The sequence below is a fragment of the Xanthomonas sp. WHRI 10204 genome (assembly GCF_040202875.1).
Taxonomy (GTDB): Bacteria; Pseudomonadota; Gammaproteobacteria; order Xanthomonadales; family Xanthomonadaceae; genus Xanthomonas.
Map to the genome: position 1 here is coordinate 1,068,709 of NZ_JBEGDW010000001.1, position 22,277 is coordinate 1,090,985.

The following is a 22,277-nucleotide window of genomic DNA, read 5'->3' on the forward strand; positions in this document are numbered from 1 at the left end:
TGACTAGGCTGCGCAGCGTGTTAGCGCTATCACTGGCAGACACACCGTGCAGGGCACGCGTTGCGCAGCTATCGCCGACATCACCTCTGTTGGCGATGTCTGCTGCAGGCATGCAATGCACAACGCAGTCGACGATCGTAGGGGCGATCGGCGGCATGCGCGCTAGGGGACCGTTAGAGCAACCAACAAAACGTAGCGAGCAGTGGTCAGGCAAGTGCGGACGGCGCGCTTAGAACCGGAATGTACGAGCGGTACATGCCGATTCCGAGCACCGGCCCGGTCCGCCTGGCGGCTGCACAGCAGGTTTGTCAGCTGCTCGTATTCATAGCAGTGCTGTTCCATCGCCCACCGGGCGGTGGTCATGACTTCGCCGTGTCGCATGCCGCGACATCGGCCGTAGGCGGTTGGACTCCACTCCCGAGGACACATCGATGCGTCGTACGTTGAACAGCTTCAAGTCGAAGGCCATGTTCACCTTCGTTGGCGGCCTGTTGGTCATCAATCCCGCGTTTGCGCAGGACGTCGCGCCGCCGACACCCGCGCCGCAGTCCAGCAGCGACTCCGCCACCACGCTCGATACCGTCAACGTCACCGGTATCCGCAGCAGCCTGGACCAATCGATGGGCATCAAGCGCGATGCCGCCGGTGTGGTGGATGCGATCAGCGCCGAAGATATCGGCAAGTTTCCGGACACCAACCTGGCCGAATCGCTGCAACGCATCACCGGCATCTCGATCGAACGCCGCGATGGCGAAGGCGCGCAGGTCACCGCTCGCGGCTTCGGCCCGCAATTCAATACGGTCACCCTCAATGGCCGCCTGATTCCCGGTGCCGACGCCTTCGGTGCGCCCGGGCAGACGCCGATCGGTGGCGTGGATGTGGGCACGCGCGCGTTCAATTTCGCCCAGCTCGCCTCCGAAGCCATTACCGGCATCGAAGTGTTCAAGACCAGCCGCGCCACTGCACCCAGCGGCGGTATCGGCGCCACGATCAACATCCAGACCGACAAGCCGTTCAATCACGAGGGCGTGGTGGCCAATGCCGGCGCCAAGATGGTGTCCGACCGCTCGCAGCCGTTCGGCGATTCGCTCACCCCGGAAGTGTCGGGCATCTTCAGCTACACCAACCCGGACAAGACCTTCGGTATCGGCCTGAGCGCCAGCTATCAGAAGCGTCATGGCGGTTCGGTGCAGGCCACCGAAAATCGCTGGAACATCCAGCGCTGGACCGGCACCGACCCGGCACTGCGTCCGGACACCGTGGTGACCAACGCCCCGGCCATCGGCCAGCTGTATGGCTTGCCCAACGATATCCGTTACGCGTTTGCCGATTTCCAGCGCGAGCGCATGAACGGCCAGGCGGTGATGCAGTTCGCACCGACCGACAGCCTCACGCTGACCCTGGATTACACCTATTCGTCCAATGAAATCCGCGAAGAACGCGGCGAGCAGGGCATCTGGCTGCAACGCGCCAACAGCTTCACCGATCTGACTTTCGACACCGGTCAGACCGTGGCCACGCCGGTGTATCTGCGCGATGTGCCCAACGGCGCCAAGGACTTCGGCATGGAGCAGCAGCGCAACGAGCAGAAGTACACGCTCGGTTCGCTCGGTTTCAATGCGGACTGGCAGGTGAGCGACCGCTTTCAGCTGACCTTCGATGCGCACAACTCCAAGACCCAGAGCCTGCCCAACGATCCGGTTACCGGCGGCAGCGCGACTTATTTCAGCTTTGCCGGCACCAACAACTGCACCGGTGGTCCGTCCTGCGGCGGCCAATGGGGGCAGGAGTTGTGGTTCAACAACTCGCTGCCGATCGGCGCACGCACGTGGTATCCCACCGTCGCCGATTCGCTGGCCGGTACCAATGGCGTGGTCAACCCGGACTTCACCAAGAACAATCTGGGTTCGCAGGTGCAGCGCATCTACTATCAAAAGCAGGTGACCGAGACCAAGGAAGGCCGCCTGGATGGCAAGTTCGATTTCGACGACGGGCGTTTCCAGTTCGGCGTCAGCTCGTCCAACACCACCATGCACCGCCTGACCAGCGACAATTACTCCACGCTGGGCGACTGGGGCGTGGCCAACGCCGGCAGGGAGCCAGGCATGACCGACCTGCTGCGGCCGGTGAGCATCGTCGGCATGTTCGATGACTTCAACGCCAATGGCGCCGCGCGTAATGCATGGCGCGGCGATGCCAGCCAGCTGGCGCTATGGGGTGGAAGCCAGTACGGCGCTGCGACGCGCTACAACCCGCTGTACAGCGCGGACAATCAGGTCGAAGAAAAGACCCGCGCGGCGTATGTGCAACTGGAATTGACCGGCGACATCGCCGGCATGACCACCAACACGCGCCTGGGCCTGCGTTACGAGCGCACCGATGTGGAATCCACCTCGCAGGTGGCCACGCCCGTCGCGCTGCAATGGCAGGCCAACAACGACTTCCAGTTGCTGCGCTCCGCCGAGCAGCAACCCTTCAGCGAAAAGACCAGCTACAACTACATCCTGCCGAATCTGGATTTCAGCATCGATATTACCGATCAGCTGAAAGGCCGTGCCTCGTTCGGCCAGACCATCGCGCGGGCGCCGTACAACAACCTCATCGCCGGACCCACGCCGAACACGCCGTCCGGCTCGGTCCTGATCAACCCGTCCAATCGCGCCAGCGGCGATTCGCAGACGCCGACCCTGGACCCGCTGGAATCGGACAACCTCGACCTGGCGCTGGAATGGTATTTCGCCGATGCCAGCTATGTGTCGGCCACGTTCTGGAACAAGCGCGTCAGCAACTTCATCGGCACCACAGTCTCGCGCGAAACCCTGTACGGCTTGACCGACCCGACCTCGGGGCCGGACGCGCAGGCGGCATTGGCGTTCCTGCAAAGCGGCGCTTGCACCGCGCAGGTGGGCGCCGCCGGCAACGACGTGGCGGCGGCCTGCTCGGCCAACGATACCTCGCTGTTTGCGGCAATGGCCTTGCTGCGTAACGCCGCTGCCACCGGTGGCCTGGGTGCGTATAACGGCGGCTCGGCGCAAAGCCTGGCGTTGGAAAATGCGTACGACATCGTGGGCAATGCATCCGACCCGCTGTATCAGTTCGATGTGTCGCGACCGGTCAACCAGAACAAGGCCAATATCCACGGCTGGGAGCTGGGCGGTCAGTATTTCTTCGGCAGCACCGGCTTCGGTATCTACGCCAACTACACCATCGTCGAGGGCGATGTAGCGTTCGACAACAACGTCATCGATCGCGATCAATTCGCGTTGCTTGGCTTGAGCGATACCGCCAATGTGATGCTGATGTTCGAGAAGTAAGGCTGGAGCGCGCGTCTGGCCTGGAACTGGCGCGACGAGTACCTGATCGCGGCCAATCAGGACGCCTCCAATCGCAACCCGTACTACGTGGAGGCTTATCAGCAGATCGATCTCAGCCTCAGCTACGCGTTCAACAAGCAGCTGTCGGTGGGTTTTGAGGCGATCAACCTCACTGGCGAAGACGTGCGTTGGCACGGACGGTCGGAGAAGCAGATCGTCCGCCTGATCGACCAGCAGCCGCGCTATACGTTGGGTGTGCGCTACGCGTTCTGAGTACATCGCAGGGGGGGTGATGCTCTGACGCCAGTGCGGCCTGTCTGCGCAGCCGGTGTGTGCCTTGGTGCACGCCGGCTGCCGCGCAGGCTGTCTCTGCGCGATACGCGCATGCGATGGTGCCAGTCGAGATCTGTGTGGGCGAAGCTGCCGCACCAGCCACACCAGCCACACCAGCCACACAGGCTGCATGCGTCATCCGGCAGCGATATCGGAGACGAGCGCAACAGGCGGCACAGTTGCGCTGCGTCATCGAAGTGAAACCGGCCCACGGATGACGTGTCCGCCAATCGACAGCCCATCATCTGCAGTCCGCCGGCACATGCTGCTCTGCCGCTTGCCGGCTTCGCACTTTTTGGCAATGCTCGCGGGCAGCAGGCGCGGCATGTCGTCGCGTGATCGATCCCCGACCGGTGCAGTGCCCATCGCAGGCCACTGCTGGAGCTTTAGATGACGCGATATGCAGTGCTCAACAATGTGGCGCACCACGATCTGCGCGTGATTCTGCGCTTTGGTGCCGAATTCGGCGATGCGGTGGGCTTTGTGCCGGCGTTCGTCACCGAGTACGCCGAGCTGCAACGCGAATACCCGCTGTTCTTTCGCAAGGATGCGGCCACCGGCGCCTATCAGTCGGTAGCCCTGCTGGGCTTTGCGCCCGACGAAAACCTGTTTCTGCAAGACGGCCGCTGGAATGCGGGTTACCTGCCGGGCATCGTCGCCAAGGGGCCGTTTCTGATCGGGTTTCAGGAGCAGCGTATCGATGGCGCACTGGTGCAGGAGCCGGTGATTCATGTCGACCTGGAGCACCCGCGCATCAGTCGCGCCGACGGCGAACCGGTGTTTCTGCCACAGGGCGGGCATAGCGCATATCTGGAACACATCATCAGCGTGTTGCGCGGCATCCGTGACGGCATGGATGCGGGGCAGGCCATGTGCGCCGCGTTCGATGCGCTGGGCCTGATTCAACCGGTCAAGCTGGATGTAGTGCTCGACGACAGCCACGGCGTGCACCTGGAAGGGCTGCACAGCATCGACCGCGAGCGATTGGCCGCGCTGGATGGCGCAGGCTTGCAGCAGCTGCATCACGCCGGGTATCTGGAAGGCGCCTTTTTGATGCTGGCCTCGCACCACAACCTGCGCCGGCTGATGGGCGAGAAACAGCGGCGGCTACAGCACGTGCAGGCCGCTGCTGCAGCCGCCGCACACGCTTGATCGCATGAGCGCATTGTCATCGATCGCCCCGTTGCCCGAGCGCAGCGACTGTCGGCCGGATGCGGCATTGCTGGCGCAGTTGTGCGCGGCCGCGCAACCGCTGGTGCTGCGCGGGGTGGCGCGCGACTGGGCGCTGGTGCAGGCCGCGCAGCGTGGTATATCGCAGGCCATGGCGCAGTTGCGCGGCATGGATACCGGCCGCGCACTGCAGTATTCGTATGGCGCTCCGGACATCGGCGGCCGGCCGTTTTATCGCGACGATTGCAGCGATCTCAACTTTGAGGTGCAGCGCGGCAGCTTGAGCGCGCTGCTGGACGCGATCGACGCGCATCTGGACGATCCGCAGCCGCCTACGTATTACCTGGCCTCGTTGCCGATCGATGCGCATCTGCCGGGTTTTGCGGCAGGAAATGCGCTGGATGTCAGCGCAGATGGCAATGCCGTGCCGCCCAGCATCTGGATTGGCAACCGGGTCATCGCCTCCTGCCATTTCGATGCGCCCAATAACTTGGCGGTGTGCGCGGTAGGCCAGCGGCGCTTCACGCTGTTTGCGCCCGAGCAGGTGGCCAATTTGTATCCGGGCCCGCTGGAACCCACGCCGGGCGGCCAGGTGGTGAGCATGGTGGATGTGATCAATCCGGATCTTGCGCGCTATCCGCGCATGGCCGATGCGTTGTCGCAGGCGCGTACGGCGGTGCTGGAACCGGGCGATGCGATTTTCATCCCCAGCATGTGGTGGCACCACGTGCAATCGCTGCAGCCGTTCAATGTGCTGGTCAATTATTGGTGGAGCACCGCTCCGGCGCAGCTGCCTGCACCGATGCAGGCCCTGTATCACGCGCTGTGGGCCATCCGCGACCGACCGGCGTCGGAAAAGGCCGCCTGGCGTGCGTTATTCGACTACTACGTGTTCGGCCCTGCCGAGCGTGCCGGCGAACATCTGCCCGAGCACGCGCGCCAGGTGCTGGGCCCGATCGACCCCACACTGGCGCGCCAGCTGCGCGCCATGCTGATCGGCAAGCTCAATCGCTGATCACCTCCATCGTGTTGTGCTCCCACTGACAGGAAAACGCCGTGAACCAGGCCAGGATTCGCAAGGTTGTCATCGCCGGGGGAGGCACCGCCGGCTGGATCGCCGCCTGCGCGTTGTCGCATCAATTTCGCGACTTGTTGGACATCACCCTGGTCGAGTCCGATCAGATCGCTACCGTGGGGGTGGGCGAGTCCACGGTGCCGCCCATCCGCACCTTTCATCGGTTTTTACAGATCGACGAACAGGAGTTTCTGCGCGCGGTCGCCGGCACGTTCAAGCTGTCGATCTCGTTCGAGCATTGGCGCCGGCAGGGCGAGCGCTATATCCACCCCTTCGGCATTACCGGCCAGAGCACGCTGGTGTGCGCGTTTCATCATCTATGGCTGGAAAGTCAGCGCCGCGGCATGCCCGGCGCGTTCGGCGATTACTGCCTGGAAACCGTGGCCTCGCGGGTGGACCGCTTCGCGTTGCCACGCGAACCGGCCGTCAACTATGCCTACCACCTGGACGCGGCGTTGTACGCGCGGTTTCTGCGCACGCGTAGCGAAGCGCACGGGGTCACGCGTGTCGAGGGCAAGATCCAGCAGGTGACGTTGCAGCCAGACAGCGGTGATGTGGCCGCGCTGGTGCTGGAGGACGGGCAGGTGATCGAAGGCGACCTGTTCATCGATTGCACTGGCTTCCGTGGTCTGTTGATCGAGCAGACACTGCACACCGGCTACGAAGACTGGAGCCACTGGCTGCCGTGCGACCGCGCGGTGGCGGTGCAGACCGAAGCAGTCGGCCCACCGGTGCCGTATACGCGCGCCATTGCGCATGAGGCGGGCTGGCGCTGGCATATTCCGTTGCAGCATCGCGTTGGCAACGGGCTGGTGTTTTCCAGCCAGCACATGTCCGATGACGAGGCGCACGCCAAGCTGCTGCGCGACACGGCCGCAACCCCGGTCAAGGAGCCGTGGTTGGTGCCGTTCCGCACCGGGCGACGGCTCAAGGCCTGGAACAAGAATGTGGTCTCGCTCGGTCTGGCCAGCGGTTTTATCGAGCCGCTGGAATCCACCAGCATCCATCTCACCATTGCCGCGGTGGTGCGGTTGATTACGCTGTTCCCGGCCGATGGCATCGCGCCGTCGCAGGTCGATGTGTTCAACGACATCAGCCGCACCGAGATGGAACACGTGCGCGATTTCGTCACCTTGCACTATCACGCCACGCAGCGCGACGAGCCGCTGTGGCAGCAGTGTCGCGACATGGAACTGCCCGACTCGCTGCGCCTGCGTCTGCGTGCCTGGCGCGAGCGCGCGCATGCCTGGCAAGGCACCGACGAACTGTTCCGCGTGGATTCCTGGACGCACGTACTGCTGGGGCAGGGCATCGTGCCGCAGCAGCATCATCCGCTGGCGGCGGCGTTGTCCGACACCGATCTGCGCCGCCTGCTGGATGGCATTGCGCAGCCGATCCAGCGCGTGGTGGAGCAGATGCCGTCGCAGCAGGACTTCATCGAGCGCTATTGCAAGGCTGACGAGCAGCTATGGGGTGGGCGCAGGCGGGTGGCTATGTAGGTATGTTTAGTTGCTTGTTTCCCACACCTTAAGATGCCTGCGTGCTCCAACCAAAGATCACGACATGAAGGCGATTAGGTGCGCTGCGTTTCAGGAGTAACGGGAAACGTGTTGATTGATCTGGAAGCCACAATGCCTGCAAGGTGCTGGCTGCTCCGCAGAGCGTAGCAATGCTGCCGGACCATGATAGGAACGCTTGCATTTTGGGCAGGGGCTGCGCAGAAATGGCAGCGCCGTCAATACGATAATGATGCCGCTCACCGCCGACAGTAGTACGCCAACCATCAGTAACGCGTTGTCCTTGAATAGATCTCGGACTTGGAAAAACGCCATGCCGGCGAACATCGCGATCAGTACACCGCTGCGCGCAAGCCGCTGGTTAGAGCGCATGCGCTCCATCGACGCGCGCAGACGGCGATTTTCCTGCATTGGATCAACGGGTGGTTCCATATCTTGCGACATTATTTTGGCCTGCGAAATGCCCTGCAACGGGCAGCTAAAATGATGAAATTTGACTTGTTCGATCTTTCAAATTTTGGATTTATTCTAAAGTCTGCGCAACATTGTCTTGACGCATATTGTAGTTCCGCCGGCTACAGCCGCATCAGATCGGCGCCGACCACGATCGGCCCGGCGTAGTGCTTGCGCGCGCCTTCACTCCACATCGCATCGGTGATGCTGGGATCGCCGCCAGGCACGAAGTGATTGAGCACCAGCATCTTGGTATTGGCCGCGGCGGCGATCCGCCCCACCTCTTCGCTGGTGGAATGGCTCTTGAGCAGGTGGTCCAGCAAGGTGGGGGCGTTGTCGTTGGTCTTGAGCATCTTTTCCAGCGCGGGCAGATACATCACCTCATGCACCAGGATGTCGGTGTCCTTGGCAAATGCAGCCAGCGCCGGCAGGTAGCGCGTATCACCGGAGAACACCACCGAGCGGTCGCGGGCCTGGAAGCGGTACGCGAACGCCGGTTTGAGCGTGTAGTGGTCCACCAGCGTGGCGGTCACCGTGACCTGATCGTTCTGCAACACGGTGCCGGCCTGGTCGAACTCATGCACATGGATGAGCGGCTTGAACGGCGGGCGGCCTTCCTCGCGGATGCGCGCTTCGATGTCGATGGCATGCATCTCGACGAACGCATCCACCATCTTGCCGATGCCCGGTGGCCCGTACAGATGCACCGGCGTCTGCAAGCCACTGGCCCAGGCCAGCCACACCACAGTGAGCAGATCGGCGTTGTGATCGGAGTGGTGGTGGGTCAGGAAGATATCGCGCAGTGCGGGGAGCCGGATGCCGGCCTTGGCCAGCTGTTGGGCCACACCGTTGCCGCAATCGATCAGGTACGGCTGCCCGTCGATCACCAGCGCATTGGCTGCCGCCGCGCGCAGCGGCGAGGGCGTTGGCCCGCCCTTGGTGCCGAGCAGCACCAGCACGCTGCCCTTGGCCGGGAACGGCGCAGGCGCGCTGCCGTTTGTTGCAGCCTTCTTGCGGGGAGCGGCGGCGAGTTGGCTTGCCGCCAGCAATGCGCCGGCACTGAGTGCGGTCTTGAGCACACCGCGGCGGCTGCGGAGAGTGGTGAAACTGGTCATCGCGGTTCCGGGATCATCGGGGGGACAGGATTTCGGCAGCGATCGAAACACGCCGCGCCGGCACGACTCAGCGTTGTTTCGCCACAAATTCGCGCAGCGCGGGCGAGCGATAGAACGCCATGCATTGCGCAAAGATGGTGGTGAACGGCCCGCGGCGTGCTTCGTCCTTCATCGGCACCTCGCCGCGGTGATAGTCCGCCGTCTGTTGTGCGACAAAGGTCTGCAACCGCCCGGTGGCGCCAGGCCTGGCATTGTCCAGCGCGTAGGTGGTGAGCAGATACGAGCGGTCGCGCAGTTGGTCGGGTTCCAGCCTGCCGCTACGTTCGTAGTTCTGCTGCAGGCATAGCTGCAACGCATAGGCCTTGACGTCTTCCGCGGCGGCCGGCGTCGCGGCCATCGCGGCAGTGGAGACGGCGGACACTGCGGCAAGCAGCGCGGCGGTGACGGCATGGCGATAGCGATGGGAAAACGGCATGCCGATCCTGGCGATGGAAGTGTTGGCAGTCTGCAGGATTGCCATGCGCTTTGCTCGCTTGAACATGCGGCGCGCTTGGCGTGGCAGGAGCGTGGGTCGCATGGCCGCAGCGATGGCTGCGCAGGCACTACAGCATGCCACCACATGGATTGTCGGGGATTGCGCTTGGTGGCGTCTCCGCGAGGCCAGTCGGTTTCCAAAGCAGGTCGGCCCAACGTCCTGCGACGCGCCGTCATCCTGCCTGGCACCCGCACTGCCTTGGCAGCGCCGCACACGCTTGCCGCCATGCAGGCGAGTCCGCATAGTGCGGCACCATCGAACCAAGAGCGTCGCAGCCATGGATGTGCGCAACACCACGAGACGGCGCGAGCGCCGTCGCTACGCATGCCAGCTCGCAGTGCTGACCTTGCTGATGTCGTCGCAGGCGCAGGCTTGGCATCCGCAGTATCCGCCCTGGTCGCGGCCGCCCGTTGGCTCCGAGTGCAAAGTGGACTCACTACCCGCAGTAGAAGGCAGCGTGCAGTGGGAGGGCGTGACCCATTTTCGCGATGCAAACACTGTGCTCGCCATGGACAACCGCGGCGCAGCGCCGATGTTGCAGGTACGCGACGCAGCCGGACGCGTGCTGCTGACACCGGTCGAATTGGGTGGTGGGCTGCTTGGTTTTCATGACGTGGAGCGCGTGGATCTCAATGGCGACCGTCGTCCGGATTATGTGGTGACCCTGGGCAGTGGCGGCGTTGGTCTGGCCGGCGGCAATGCGTGGCGCACCGTGGTGTTGTCGCAGGGCGATCGCTACCGCGCGCTACGTGTGCCAACGCATGAACCCACCACCGACGATTACCGGCGCGTGCCACGCCGTCGCGGTTGCGCGTTGCTGCAGCTGTCGGTGATCACCGCCAACCCGGCTGCGACCCGCGACCATCGCTGGCATACGTTCTGGGTGTACGGGTTGATGCGTTTTCAGGGCGCTCGCGCGATCGAAGCGAACCGCGCGTTCCCGGGCCTGCCGAACTGGATTCTGTACACGCATCGCACCGGCAACAGCACCGCGACCACGCTGTTGAACGATGCCAGCAAGAGACAGTTGTGGAACGACCCATCGCGGGAGCGCATCACCGCGTTGCCGTAACTGCGCCAGGCAAGACGCTGGACACATCGATCATGCAGATCGCTGTGCGGAGCACCGCTGTGCTTCTAAGAGTGGCTCACAACACGTGGCGAGCAGTCGTCCGGCGCATGTGGACGACGCACAGGGAACGGAGTCTAGGAGTAGTGGTCCATGAGAATGTTGGGCAACTTCCACGCCTGCCTGACGGTTGCGCAGTAGTTTTGTAAGTAGCTCTAGATCGGCACGGCCCAGTACGTGGCATGCAAACGCGTGACAGGCGATCTACCGCCTGCCACGCATTGCACTACAACGCTTTGACGATTACTGCCCGAAGAACGTGGAGATCGACGAATACACGTCGGAGAAGCGCGAGTAGTAATCCGGATCGGTCTGCGCGGTGCAGTACGAATAGCCGCCATACAGGCCGCCGCGCAGCTGATACGCACCGCCACTGGCAATGGTGAACAGCCCCGAGCCGGACGAGCCGCCTTCGGTCACGCCGTCGTTCCACACCACGCGGTACAGCGGCGTCTTGCCGTCGATGGAGGTGTTGAGCCCATTGACCGTGCCCAGCGAGTACTTTTTGACGTCACCCGCGGGGTGATGGATACCCACGATCGAAGTACTGGTGGCACCGATCGCCGCGCTGTTCCATGCGGCATAAAACGCGCCGCTCGGCGGTGCGGTCTTCAGTTCCAGCAGCGCGGTGTCGCGCGTGGTATTGGCATGGCGCAGGAACGCGCCGCCGGTGAGCGTGGTCGCCTGCGAACTGGCGGTGTTGCCATTGCAGCTGGCCGCATCGTAGAACCAGTACGTCTGCAGGCTGTTGGCCACCGTCTGCGTGCTGATGCAGTGCGCCGCAGTCCAGAACAGATTGCGCTTGGGCGTGTTGGTGTTGTTGAGCAGGGTGCCAGTGCACAGGAACGAGCCCTGGCTGGTGGTGTACAACATGCGCGCCACCGCCTTCGCGGCGCTGGTAAAGCCGGCGGTGGGATTGGCGCGGCACACGATGTCGTTCTGGCAGGAATCGCTCTCGCCGATGGCAATGGTCATCATGTCGCGCGGGCTGGCGGTGGGGCTGATATCCAGATGCGACAGCTGCGGAATGCTGAGGCTGAAGTTCTCCGGGTACAGGCCTGCCGGCAGCGACAGCTCGACCAGCAGGTTTTCGCCGCTCACCGTCGGCGACCAGCCGATGGCATCGCCGGTGCCGACGAAGCTGGCACCGGATTGTTCGAACACACGGCCGTCGTCGCCTGCAAAGCGCAGTGTCACCTTGGACGGGTCGCCCGGTTTTGCGCCGGCACCACGCAGCAGCAACGCCGCACGCAATGATGCCGCCTGCGCGGAGCCCAGCTTCAAGGTCGCAACGCGCGAACCGTCGCCGGCCATCTGCCAATCGAGCTTGGCCAGGTTGACCAACGGCTGCGCCACCGCGCGCGTAAAGCCGATCTGCAGCGGCTGCCCATGCTTGACCTGCGCAATACGGCGCTCACGCACGGCGCCAAGTTCCTTGCTGCTCGGTGCAGCCAGTTGCGCCACGCGCGTGGGCATGATGCCGCCGCGCAGGCTGGCCGACTGCAACGTCGCCGCGCCGAGCTTGGTCGCCTGCGGCGCGCTACTCACCGGTGCGGCATCCATCTCGGTGGGCGGCGCAGCCAGCGCAACGCCGGACACAGCAGAGAGCAGCGCGAGGTACAACGCATTCTTGCGATTCATGGGTAGTCCTTCTCGTCAGGGATCGGCAGGGTGCGGCGGGGGCTACACCCTTCGGCGCCATCGTTGGCGCCGAACGAGACTAGCGAATGTTTAGAGCTGAATATGTGCTGAAAATCTCGTTCAGAGACGGGCGATCAAGAAAAATACAATCGCTTTTGTACACATCGATGCGTTGCGTCGCATGCGCGATGGACATAGGAGCGTCGCGCGTGCGTGTACTTAGTGCACGTGCACGCGTGCGTGCACAGCACTGTTGGAACAGCACGTTAGGGAGGCTGGCTGCGCGACTCCGCGGGTCGACGAAAGATGCGCGCGCGGCTAATGCATCGCGACATGCCGCATTCGAGCGGGCGTTGATTTCCACAGCAGACGCGCGCACTGCAGCGTGCACGCAGTGCACAGTGGCATATAGACACTGCATACGCTCAACGCCGCGCGCGAAGCGCTATTGCACTGCGTCGCTGGCGCGGAACTCGGTCGAGCGACCACTGACTTTCAAGAACGCCAACACGCACAACCCCACCACCATCCATGCGCTGCCGCCGAGCTGCGCATGGCGGTCGGCGTTGATCAACACATAGGCCAGGATCACGATGCCGATCAGCGGCACCACGCCATGCAACACGATCCGGCCCTGGTTGCGAAAGTGCCAGAGCACGGCGAGATGCAGCAGTACGAATGCGGTCAGCGCACCGACGTTGCACAGCGACGACAGTAGCGCGATCTGGCCGACGAACACTTCGCCCAGCACCATGCTCAACGCCGCCACCAGCAGGATGGCGCGCTGCGGCACGCCGGTGCGTGGATGGATGTACCGCAGGAACGCCGGCAACTGGCGGTCGCGTGCCATGGCGAACAACAGACGCGAAGTTGCTGCTTGCGCCACCAGCGAATTGGCGATTGCCGCACTGATTGCCACCGTCAACGCAATGACGATCTGCAACCACGGCCCGGCAATCAGCCGGCCGATGTCGAAGAACGCATCGTTGGAGGCCTGCGCGCTTGGGTAACGCTGCAGCGTCGGTTGCAGCAACGCAGCCAGCCAGGTCTGCAGTACAAACAGGCCCGCCACCAGCACCAAGGCCAGCAAGGTGGCGCGGCCCACCACGCGGTTGCCGCCACGCGTTTCTTCCGACAACGTGGAGATCGCATCGAAACCCAGAAACGACACCACCGCCACCGACAGCGCGCTGAAGATCAGCTGCGGCGAAAACGCCTGCGGGTTGTAGAACGGGCGCAGCGTCCACTGCGCGCCGTTGACGCCGCGCTGGATCGCCAGCGTCGCTAGCACCACGAACACCGCCAGCACCACCAACTGCGCGAACAGAAAAAATCGATTCGCCCGCGCCGTCGTTTCGATGCCGCGCAGATTGACCACGGTATTGAGCACCACGAAGAACGCGATCCATGCCGGCTGCGGTACCCCCGGCAACACGTTATGCATGGCATTGGCACCAACGACGTAGAGCAGGGTGGGCACCAGCAGATAGTCGAGCAGGATCGCCCAACCAGCGAGGAAGCCCATACCGCTGCTCAATCCCCGGCCAACATACGCGTACACCGAGCCGGCCACCGGAAATGCCTGCGACATCTGCTGATAGCTCAAGGCGGTGAACAGCATCGCCACGAAGCCGACCAGATATACCAGCGGCACCATCCCCGCACTGATGTCGAACACCCCGCCGAAGATCGAGAACGGCGCGGTCGGCACCATGAATACCAGGCCGTAGATCAGCAGATCCTTCAGCGTGAGCTGGCGCTTGAGCTCCTGCGTGTAGCCAAAACGTTCCAGCTCTGCCGCATCGTCGCGGCGTGGTGTATCGGTCATGCAGATATCCGCTGTAAGGAAGGCAGGTTCAGCGCAGGCGCGCGGTCCGGGGCGTCGATGCTGCACTGCAGCTGTGTGACCGGCATTGTGACGATAATGTGGCCGGCAAGCCCATCCATTGGTAAAAGTGCTAGGTTTTCCGTGCTGGATGTCATCCAGCAATGGCGTCAACGGCTCCGAAGGACCCCCATGTTCGACACTCTGGCCAGCCTGGGCCGCGATCTGCAGGCACTGCGTACGCTCAATGCCTGTCTGGATCGGGTATTTGGCGACGTGTGCGCGTTGGGCTTTCAGTCGCTGGTATACGACTACGCGCCGGTGCCGCTGAGTATGGAAGGTGCGCTGATCACCCCGACCGTGTTCATGCAGCGCAATGCGCCAGGCGATATGCAGCATGTCTGGTGCGAGCACGGTTACTACCAACATGACCCCGTTCAGCAGCGTGCTACGCGACGCACCACGCCCTTCGTGTGGTCGTACCGCACCGATGGCGACCGGCCCGGAGTGGAATACGTCGGCGCGCAGCACCGCCAGGTGACGCGCTATCTGTGCGACAGCGGCATGGCTACCGGTGTCACCGTGCCGCTGCATCTGCCCGGCGGCGCGTTTGCCACGTTCAGTGGCGCGGTCGACGCGAGTGCCGCCGAAGCGCCGCGCCTGGCCGAAGCGCAGCTTGCTCCGTTCTTGCTGCTTGCGCATGCGTTTCAGGCGCGTGCGCAGGAGCTGTTGGACCCGCAGGAGCGTCGTTGCCACCACATCGCGCTGACCCGGCGCGAGCGCGAATGCCTGCAGTATTCGGCCAAGGGGCTGACCGCCAAGAGCATCGCCGCCGCGCTCAATCGTTCCACCGCCACGGTCAATCTGCATCTGAATTCGGCCGCGCGCAAACTGGGCGCACGCAATCGTGTCGAGGCGGTGGTACGTGGCATGCACTACCGATTGCTGGAGCCTTAAGTACGTTGCGGTGGCTGCTTGTGGCATTGATTGCACGCCACGCATCGATGTGCGGCGATCGACGCTTCCAATCGCCAGCGCCGCTTTGCGCAGGCTGGGTACGGCGCCTGACGTGATAGCAGGGCGCGCGCCTGCGCTGCAGTGCGTGATGCTGAAGACCTGGTTACGCTGCGCATCGCAGCAGTTGCAGTGGTGTGGTCGATAGTCGTCGACCTTGAACATCGAATTTGCGATTGGTCTGCACAATCGTCTGTACTTTTAGGCGTTGGTCCACAGCCTGTCTAACGCGCAAGCCATCAACACGATGGCCTCGAAACCGCTGCAAACCTGTGAGATTTGCCAGTTAACCCAGACGCAGCTGCCCGCTAGGCTCGGCGCTCATCATTAGCCGAGCAGGCGCAGGTCATGCAGTCCACCGAGGGGTATGTCCAATTCCGCGGCTATCGCACCTGGTACCGCATCAGCGGCGACCTGCGCAGCGATGCCTGCCCGCTGGTGGTGGTGCATGGTGGGCCCGGTTGCACGCACGACTATGTCGACAGCTTCAAGGACCTGGCCGGCAACGGCCGTGCGGTGATTCATTACGACCAGCTCGGTAATGGCCGCTCCACCCATTTGCCCAACGCGGATTCCGCGTTCTGGACGGTCGGCCTGTTTCTGGACGAGTTGCAGACGCTGATCGACCACTTGGGCCTCTCGCAATACGCCCTGCTGGGGCAGTCGTGGGGTGGGATGTTGGCCGCCGAACACGCGGTGCGCCGGCCCAGCGGGTTGCGTGCGTTGGTGATCGCCAATTCGCCGGCGTCGATGGGCTTGTGGCGCGCGGCAGCGCTGCGTCTGCGCGCTGGCCTGCCCGAGCAGGTACAGGCCGCGTTGGACCAACACGAAGCTGCCGGCACGCTGGATCACCCGGAATATCGGGCGGCCAGCCAGGTGTTCTACGCGCAGCATGTGTGCCGCCTGGTGCCGTGGCCGGACGAGGTGGCACGCACTTTCGCCGCCATCGATGCCGACCCGACCGTGTATCACGCCATGAATGGCCCAACCGAATTCCACGTGGTGGGCAGTCTGCGCAACTGGAGCATCATCGAGCGCCTGCACCGCATCATGGCGCCCACGCTGGTACTGTCCGGCAAGTACGACGAGGCCACGCCGGAAACCGTCGAGCCGTACGCACGTCTGATTCCGGATGCACGTTGGCATGTGTTCGCCAACTCCAGTCACATGCCGCACGTGGAAGAACGCGCTGCCTGCATGCGTCTGGTCGGCGACTTTCTCGATGACCACACACCGTGGCCGGGCGGCGAGCTTGCGCATGTATCGGGATCGATCGCTCGCGCTGTGTAAAGGCGCGGTGCTCCAGGTGGACAGCTTGTCTGCCTGCTGCGTCGCGGCGTAGCACTGGCGCTGTCGCGCTGTCGCGCGTCGACTATCGTGCAAAGCCGAGCATTGTCGCGCGAGCGTGTCGCAGTGGTGCCCTGCATCAGTCATGCGGCCTGTGGGTGAAAACATTGCGCCAGCGCTCGACGAGACATCGACTGCGTGCGTCGGTGATATGCGGTCACCCTGATCGTTCACTGCGTTGCCTGCCGCACAATTGCGCGGCAAGCGGGTTTCTGCGCCCACTGTGGCGTCATAGCGCTCGCAATCCACGCGCTGTCGGTCGCGCGTACTGCATTTAACCCGGTGGCTGCATCAGCCTGTCAGCGCCAGCAGCATCGGCTGATCTGACACTGCGCGGCTTGCGCCGGCATGTCATCAGCACTCGCCGCAGCGTGCCGTGCCTTCGGGACTGGTGCGCCATGTCATCGCTGCAACGCGGAGGCGAGGCAGCGGTGTTGCATACGCTTGATGGTCTATGACGCACGCACATCGTCGATGTGCAGGTTGTGCTGCGTTGCGTGGCGCTGCATTGCAACAACCGATCGAAGCGACGCGCTGTCTCAGCGCAACCGTGCAGTAATCAGCGCCGATGTAGCTGCGTCCGCGCGCATCGTACGCATCGCAAATACCTGCATCTAGCCGCCAATCGCGCGTGGCGTTGCATGCACAGCAGTGTCCTGTCCTGCGTGTCTCTTGCTGTCTCTTTTGCATGTCCTGCAAAGAGAACACCGTGGTGCGTCAAAGTTTCAAAGATGGATAATTGTTTTATGTTCTAAATCGCGCGAAGAATGCGGCCCCCACGCACTGCTTTGCCGACGTCGTTGCCATCGCGCAGACGTCGCGCATCGCCTATCGACTTCTTTGGGAGAGGCTGCATGATTAGCAAGATGCTCCAGGGCGCACTCGCGCTTGCACTGTCCACGTGTGCCGCAAGCGCCATTGCCGGCCCGGTTGGCTACGGCGCTGCCACCACTGGCGGCGGCAACAAGACACCGGTCAACGTGGCCACCTTCGAAGCGATGCAGGCGGCCATCGACGGTTATTCCGGCAGTGGTGGTCTGGTGCTCAACTACACCGGCAAGTTCGACTTCGGCACCATCAAGGATGTGTGCGCGCAGTGGAAGCTGCCGGCCAAGACCGTGCAGATCAAGAACAAGAGCGATGTCACCATCAAGGGTGCCAACGGCTCGGCGGCCAACTTCGGCGTGCGCGTGGTCGGCAACGCGCATAACGTGATCATCCAGAACATGACCATCGGCCTGCTGCAAGGCGGCGAAGATGCCGATTCGATTTCCCTCGAAGGCAATTCCACTGGCGAACCTTCCAAGATCTGGGTCGACCACAACACCGTGTTCGCCTCGTTGACCAAGTGCTCCGGCGCCGGCGATGCCTCGTTCGATGGCGGCATCGACATGAAGAAGGGCGTGCACCACGTCACCGTGTCCTACAACTACGTCTACAACTATCAAAAGGTCGCGCTCAACGGCTACAGCGACAGCGACACCAAGAATTCGGCCGCCCGCACCACCTATCACCACAACCGCTTCGAGAACGTTGAGTCGCGCGTGCCGCTGCAGCGTCGCGGGTTGAGCCATATCTACAACAACTACTTCAACAACGTCACCACCTCGGGCATCAACGTGCGCATGGGCGGCGTCGCCAAGATCGAGTCCAACTACTTCGAGAACATCAAGAACCCGGTGACCTCGCGCGACAGCAGCGAGATCGGCTATTGGGACCTGATCAATAACTACGTCGGCAGCGGCATCACCTGGGGCACGCCGGATGGCAGCAAGCCTTACGCCAATGCCACCAACTGGGTCAGCTCCAAGGTGTTCCCGGAATCGCTGGGCTACATCTACACCGTCACGCCGGCCGCGCAGGTTAAGGCCAAGGTGATCGCCACCGCAGGTGCAGGCAAGAATCTGGCCGAGTAAGCGTCGGCGCAGCGTTGCACCCACAGATCCCCGGCAATGCCGGGGATTTTTTTATGTGTCGCGATGTTGCCGGCCACGCCAGTTGCATGTGTCTGAGGTGGCCGCGCGCCGCAGCGACATGCCGTTGGTAGGAGGGAAGGGCGATGACGGCCGCGCATCGCCACGCAGTTGGTGTGGACGGTGCCGCAGACGCGTTATCGCAATACGAGATCACGGTGTGGCCAGGCCGCCTTCGATCAGCGCGCACGCTTGGCAACGTCGCCACGTTGCAGCCTGTCTTCAGACCGATCCGCGCGTCGCCTCGCCTTGGCAATGCCAATGCCGCCGTCGGCGTTGCTCCTGCGGCCAGTGTGCACTGCAGCATGACGCGCGAGCGCGTCGCGCAACGGCATGGCCTTGGGCAATCGCTTCGGAGCGAGCGCACGCTGTCGGCGGCGCGGCCGCAACTTGAGCCTGGCCTGGACGTCTTCGTCAAGAGGCGCGGCCGGCGCCACGACGCGGTATCGTGTCGCGTTACCACCTTCGCGATTCCGTCCATGTCGCTTCCGACCGATCCTGTTGCTGAGACCGCCGCGCCTGCGTTGCGCCATGCCTTGAAACCGCGGCAATTGATGATGATGGGCCTGGGCACGGCGATCGGCGCCGGGTTGTTCCTGGGCTCAGGCGTGGGCATCCATGCGGCCGGTCCGGCCGTGCTGGTGTCCTATCTGATTGCCGGCGCGCTGGTGATCATCGTGATGAACGCACTCGGCGAGATGGCCGCGGCCAAGCCGGCCAGCGGCGCCTTCTCGGTGTACGCGGCCGATGCGATGGGGGCGACTGCCGGCGCAACCGTGGGCTGGCTATGGTGGCTGCAGATCGTGGTGGTGATCGCCGCCGAGGCGGTGGGCGCGGCGAGCCTGTTGGCCACGGTGTGGCCGGCATTGCCGGTGCCGCTGCTGGCGTCGATCTTCATGGCCACCTTCACCGTGATCAACTTGCTGGGCGTGCGCAATTTCGGCGAGTTCGAATTCTGGTTCGCCATCCTCAAGGTGGTCGCCATCGTGATCTTCCTGTTACTCGGCTGCGCATTGCTGGCCGGCCTGCTGCCGGGTGTGGCGTCGCCGGGGCTGTCCAATTTCACCCAGCACGGCGGCTTCGCGCCCAAGGGCCTGGCCGGCGTGGGTACCGCGTTGCTGGTGGTGGTGTTCGCCTTCGGCGGCACCGAGATCGTGGCCGTGGCGGCCGCCGAAACCGCCGACCCGGGGCGCAGCCTGGCGCGCACCATCCGCACCGTGGCCTGGCGCATCCTGGTGTTCTACATCGGTTCGATCAGCGTCATCGTGGCAGTGGTGCCGTGGACCAGCGCCGCACTGAGTTCGCCGTTCGCCGCCGTGCTGGAAGTGGCGCGGATTCCCGGCGCGGCCACCGGCATCACACTGGTGGCGGTGGTGGCGCTGTTGTCGGCGCTCAACGCCAATCTCTACGGCGCCTCGCGCATGATCTTCTCGCTGGCCCAGCGCGGTGAGGCGCCGCGTTGGCTGAGCAACACCAGCCGCCAGCAAGTGCCGTTGGTGGCGGTGATCGCCAGCGTGCTGTTCGGTTTTGCCGCCGCCGTGCTGGAATTGCTGTATCCGGGCAAGGTGCTGCCGATGCTGCTCAATATCGTGGGTGCCACCTGCCTGCTGGTGTGGACCATCTCGCTGCTGTCGCAGTTGATCCTGCGTGCGCGTGCCGACCGTGCCGGTATCGCCTTGCCGTTCCGCATGCGCGGATATCCGGTGTTGACGCTGCTGGCGTTGGCGATCCTGGCGGTGATCTTCGTGCTGCTGGCGTCCTCGGCCGACACCCGCGCGCAATTCCTGTCGATGGTGGGGCTCACTGCCGGCATCGCCTTGATCAGCGAACTGGCACGCCGGGTACGCGCCGCGGCGTAATCGTGCCGGGTGCGTAGAGCCGACGCATCGGTTTGCATCGGCAAACTGTCGGCGCCTGCAGTTCAGCGACCTGCAGGCGGGTATCGGCGGCAATGTCATGCCGCCGGCTCGATCCCGTCGCTGCACGCACTTGCGGTTGCCGACGGCAATGCCATGACACGCGCGCATCCTGCGGTCGAATGACGCCAGTCAGAGGGTCGGCTACCCATCACCGCCAATGAGCACGCACGTCGCCTTGTGGATGCGCTCTCAAAAAAGCGCTGCGCCCGTGGACTTGCCGGAACGGTTCCATTAGCTTTTAGGCGGTCGAATCCAGCGCTTTCAGCGAGTTTTCCGGATGCCATCTTTTATAATCCAACGCTCATAGGGCGCTGTGAGTCGTGCGTTTTTCAGGGGCATTGCCGGAGCGTCCATGAGTGCCGTGTCATCCCAGGAGTCTGCAGGCCCGACTGTTGCGCAGACGTTGGAGGCCGTGCATGCGCTGGCCTATCCGGTCGACACGCATCTGGATTCGCTGTATCTGTCGCGGGTGGGCGGTTACGATTTCTGGAAAGGCGACTGGAAGGCGCATCGACGCTCGTTGATCCTCTGGCTGATGAACAAGACCTCGCCGAGAGGTCGCAATCAACCGCTGATGCACCATGTGAGTGGCCCCGATTTTCTTGCAGGCGGTTACGGCGGTGCCTGTTTCAGCGCCCACGCGCTCTGGGAAAACCTCGTTGCCGTGCCGTTCTTCGACCCCTGGAAAAACTGGGTGGATCATCGGCGCTATGTCGAGGCGATGGTGGAAGCGAGCCGGGGACGCTTACGGTTGGCACGCAGCGCCGCCGAGCTGCGTGCGATTCGGGCCGAAGGTCTGTGTTGCGCGATCCTGTCGTTGGAGGGGGCGCATATGCTCGGTCCACGCGGCAGTCGCAGCCAGGCGTTGCGGCTGGAGCGTCTGGGCACCGCTGCCAAGGAAGGGGCCGCCTACCTGACACTCAACCATTTCAGCCATACCGACATCTCGCAGGCCGGCTATGCCGCGCTCAATCCGTGGCGCATGATCGAGGGGGCAGGTCTGTCGGAATTCGGTCGGCAGGTCGTGGAGCGCTGCATCGCGGTCGGACTGCTGGTGGATCTTTCGCATACCTCGAGCCAGGGGGTGATCGACGCGTGCGAGATCTGCGTGCAGCGCAACGTGCCGGCCATGGCCTCGCACGCCGCATCGCGCAGCATTACCAGGGGCACCGAAACGCGGCCATCGCATCATCTCGAGCGCGGCTTCGACGATGCGGCGATCCGCGCCATCGTGCAAACCGGTGGCTGCATCAGCGTCATTCTGGCGCCGTACTTTCTGCAACATGCGTATCTGGCCGACGACACGCCGAATATGGATGCCGATCTGGCCTTCGTCATTGGCTACTACGAAGCCTTTGCCCGGCTGATCGCCGGCATGGGAATCGTCGAAGATCCGTGGAAGCATCTGAGTTTCGGTAGCGATTTCGATGGCGGCATCTCCAGCCTGCCGATCGGCATGCGCAGCGGCGCGGATCTGCCCCGGCTCACCCAGGCGATGCTCGATGCAGGCTGGCCCATCCAGCGCATCGTCGATGTCTATAGCGGCAATTTCGTGCGCGTCTGGGAGCAGGTGCGGCCATAGCGGCCTGGGTGATGCGGCGGCGTCATGGGGGGCAATGCGCTGTCAAGCGGCTCGGCGGTGCCGGTGCCGGCAGGGAGGCGGACGACTAAGAGCAGCTAACAAACCTCCTGTGCTCACCGCCAGGCGGGCGCGGCCGGTGCTCGGTGCGGCATGTATCCCTCGTACACTGCGGTTCCTCCGCGCCGTCCACACCCACCTGACGACTGCTCGCTACGTTTTGTTCGCCGCTGTAAGTGCACGGCGAGCGATGCGACGTGCGCGCATCGTCTGAGCGGGTCGCACTGATCAGGGCCTTGCCGCATGCGCACCGGTGCGCCGTTTTTGCCTGGCAGCTG

14 protein-coding genes, 2 other RNA genes and 1 pseudogene are annotated in these 22,277 nt (G+C 63.5%); 11 read left to right on the forward strand and 6 right to left on the reverse strand.

Annotation, left to right across the window (positions count from 1 at the left end; translation table 11 throughout):
• Positions 1-180 precede the first annotated feature (180 nt).
• Positions 181-257, reverse strand: a non-coding RNA gene (locus ABQZ00_RS04580) — sX9 sRNA.
• 174 nt (positions 258-431) lie between these two features.
• On the opposite strand from ABQZ00_RS04580, the pseudogene ABQZ00_RS04585 reads away from it, so the two are divergent.
• From ABQZ00_RS04585 to ABQZ00_RS04600, 4 genes and pseudogenes are all read left to right on the forward strand, one after another.
• Positions 432-3,587: pseudogene (locus ABQZ00_RS04585) on the forward strand (TonB-dependent receptor).
• A 450-nt stretch (positions 3,588-4,037) separates the two neighbouring features.
• Complete coding sequence (locus ABQZ00_RS04590; protein ID WP_323537466.1) at positions 4,038-4,799, forward strand: SapC family protein; 762 nt, start codon at positions 4,038-4,040, stop codon at positions 4,797-4,799.
• A 4-nt stretch (positions 4,800-4,803) separates the two neighbouring features.
• Positions 4,804-5,832 carry a cupin-like domain-containing protein gene (locus ABQZ00_RS04595; protein ID WP_323537465.1) on the forward strand — a complete coding sequence of 343 codons (1,029 nt, stop codon included), beginning with the start codon at positions 4,804-4,806 and terminating at the stop codon, positions 5,830-5,832.
• Positions 5,833-5,873: 41 nt separating this feature from the next.
• The gene (locus ABQZ00_RS04600; protein WP_323537464.1) at positions 5,874-7,391 is read left to right on the forward strand and encodes a tryptophan halogenase family protein; all 1,518 of its coding nucleotides are present in this window, start codon (positions 5,874-5,876) and stop codon (positions 7,389-7,391) included.
• Between the two features lie 90 nt (positions 7,392-7,481).
• Here ABQZ00_RS04600 and ABQZ00_RS04605 read toward each other — a convergent pair whose 3' ends face one another.
• The 3 genes from ABQZ00_RS04605 to ABQZ00_RS04615 form a co-directional block, all read right to left on the reverse strand.
• Positions 7,482-7,853: a hypothetical protein gene (locus ABQZ00_RS04605; RefSeq protein ID WP_323537463.1), complete on the reverse strand. Its 372-nt coding sequence runs from the start codon at positions 7,851-7,853 to the stop codon at positions 7,482-7,484.
• 131 nt (positions 7,854-7,984) lie between these two features.
• The gene (locus ABQZ00_RS04610) at positions 7,985-8,977 is read right to left on the reverse strand and encodes an MBL fold metallo-hydrolase (protein WP_323537462.1); all 993 of its coding nucleotides are present in this window, start codon (positions 8,975-8,977) and stop codon (positions 7,985-7,987) included.
• Positions 8,978-9,044: 67 nt separating this feature from the next.
• A complete protein-coding gene (locus ABQZ00_RS04615; protein WP_323537898.1) occupies positions 9,045-9,452 on the reverse strand; it encodes a hypothetical protein in 408 nt (135 codons plus the stop codon).
• Positions 9,453-9,939: 487 nt separating this feature from the next.
• Here ABQZ00_RS04615 and ABQZ00_RS04620 point away from each other — a divergent pair, with 487 nt between their 5' ends.
• A complete protein-coding gene (locus ABQZ00_RS04620; RefSeq protein ID WP_323537461.1) occupies positions 9,940-10,584 on the forward strand; it encodes a hypothetical protein in 645 nt (214 codons plus the stop codon).
• A gap of 300 nt (positions 10,585-10,884) precedes the next feature.
• Here the strand turns inward: ABQZ00_RS04620 and ABQZ00_RS04625 are convergent, their stop codons facing one another.
• The gene (locus ABQZ00_RS04625) at positions 10,885-12,282 is read right to left on the reverse strand and encodes a trypsin-like serine peptidase (protein ID WP_115513523.1); all 1,398 of its coding nucleotides are present in this window, start codon (positions 12,280-12,282) and stop codon (positions 10,885-10,887) included.
• A gap of 445 nt (positions 12,283-12,727) precedes the next feature.
• The gene (locus ABQZ00_RS04630) at positions 12,728-14,110 is read right to left on the reverse strand and encodes an APC family permease (RefSeq protein WP_323519747.1); all 1,383 of its coding nucleotides are present in this window, start codon (positions 14,108-14,110) and stop codon (positions 12,728-12,730) included.
• Between the two features lie 189 nt (positions 14,111-14,299).
• Here ABQZ00_RS04630 and ABQZ00_RS04635 point away from each other — a divergent pair, with 189 nt between their 5' ends.
• The 6 genes from ABQZ00_RS04635 to ABQZ00_RS04660 all read left to right on the forward strand — a co-directional run bounded on the left by ABQZ00_RS04635 (position 14,300) and on the right by ABQZ00_RS04660 (position 22,168).
• Positions 14,300-15,064 (forward strand): helix-turn-helix transcriptional regulator, encoded by a 765-nt coding sequence (locus ABQZ00_RS04635; RefSeq protein WP_115528581.1) that lies wholly within the window; start codon positions 14,300-14,302, stop codon positions 15,062-15,064.
• 405 nt (positions 15,065-15,469) lie between these two features.
• Positions 15,470-16,411, forward strand: coding sequence for a proline iminopeptidase-family hydrolase (locus ABQZ00_RS04640; RefSeq protein ID WP_323537460.1), 942 nt, complete (start codon positions 15,470-15,472; stop codon positions 16,409-16,411).
• Between the two features lie 911 nt (positions 16,412-17,322).
• Positions 17,323-18,384, forward strand: a complete 1,062-nt coding sequence (locus tag ABQZ00_RS04645) for a pectate lyase family protein (protein ID WP_115513519.1) — start codon at positions 17,323-17,325, stop codon at positions 18,382-18,384.
• A 536-nt stretch (positions 18,385-18,920) separates the two neighbouring features.
• Positions 18,921-20,300 (forward strand): amino acid permease, encoded by a 1,380-nt coding sequence (locus ABQZ00_RS04650; protein WP_115513518.1) that lies wholly within the window; start codon positions 18,921-18,923, stop codon positions 20,298-20,300.
• A 412-nt stretch (positions 20,301-20,712) separates the two neighbouring features.
• Complete coding sequence (locus tag ABQZ00_RS04655; protein ID WP_323537459.1) at positions 20,713-21,942, forward strand: membrane dipeptidase; 1,230 nt, start codon at positions 20,713-20,715, stop codon at positions 21,940-21,942.
• Positions 21,943-22,092: 150 nt separating this feature from the next.
• Positions 22,093-22,168: non-coding RNA, sX9 sRNA (locus ABQZ00_RS04660), on the forward strand.
• Positions 22,169-22,277: the final 109 nt, after the last annotated feature.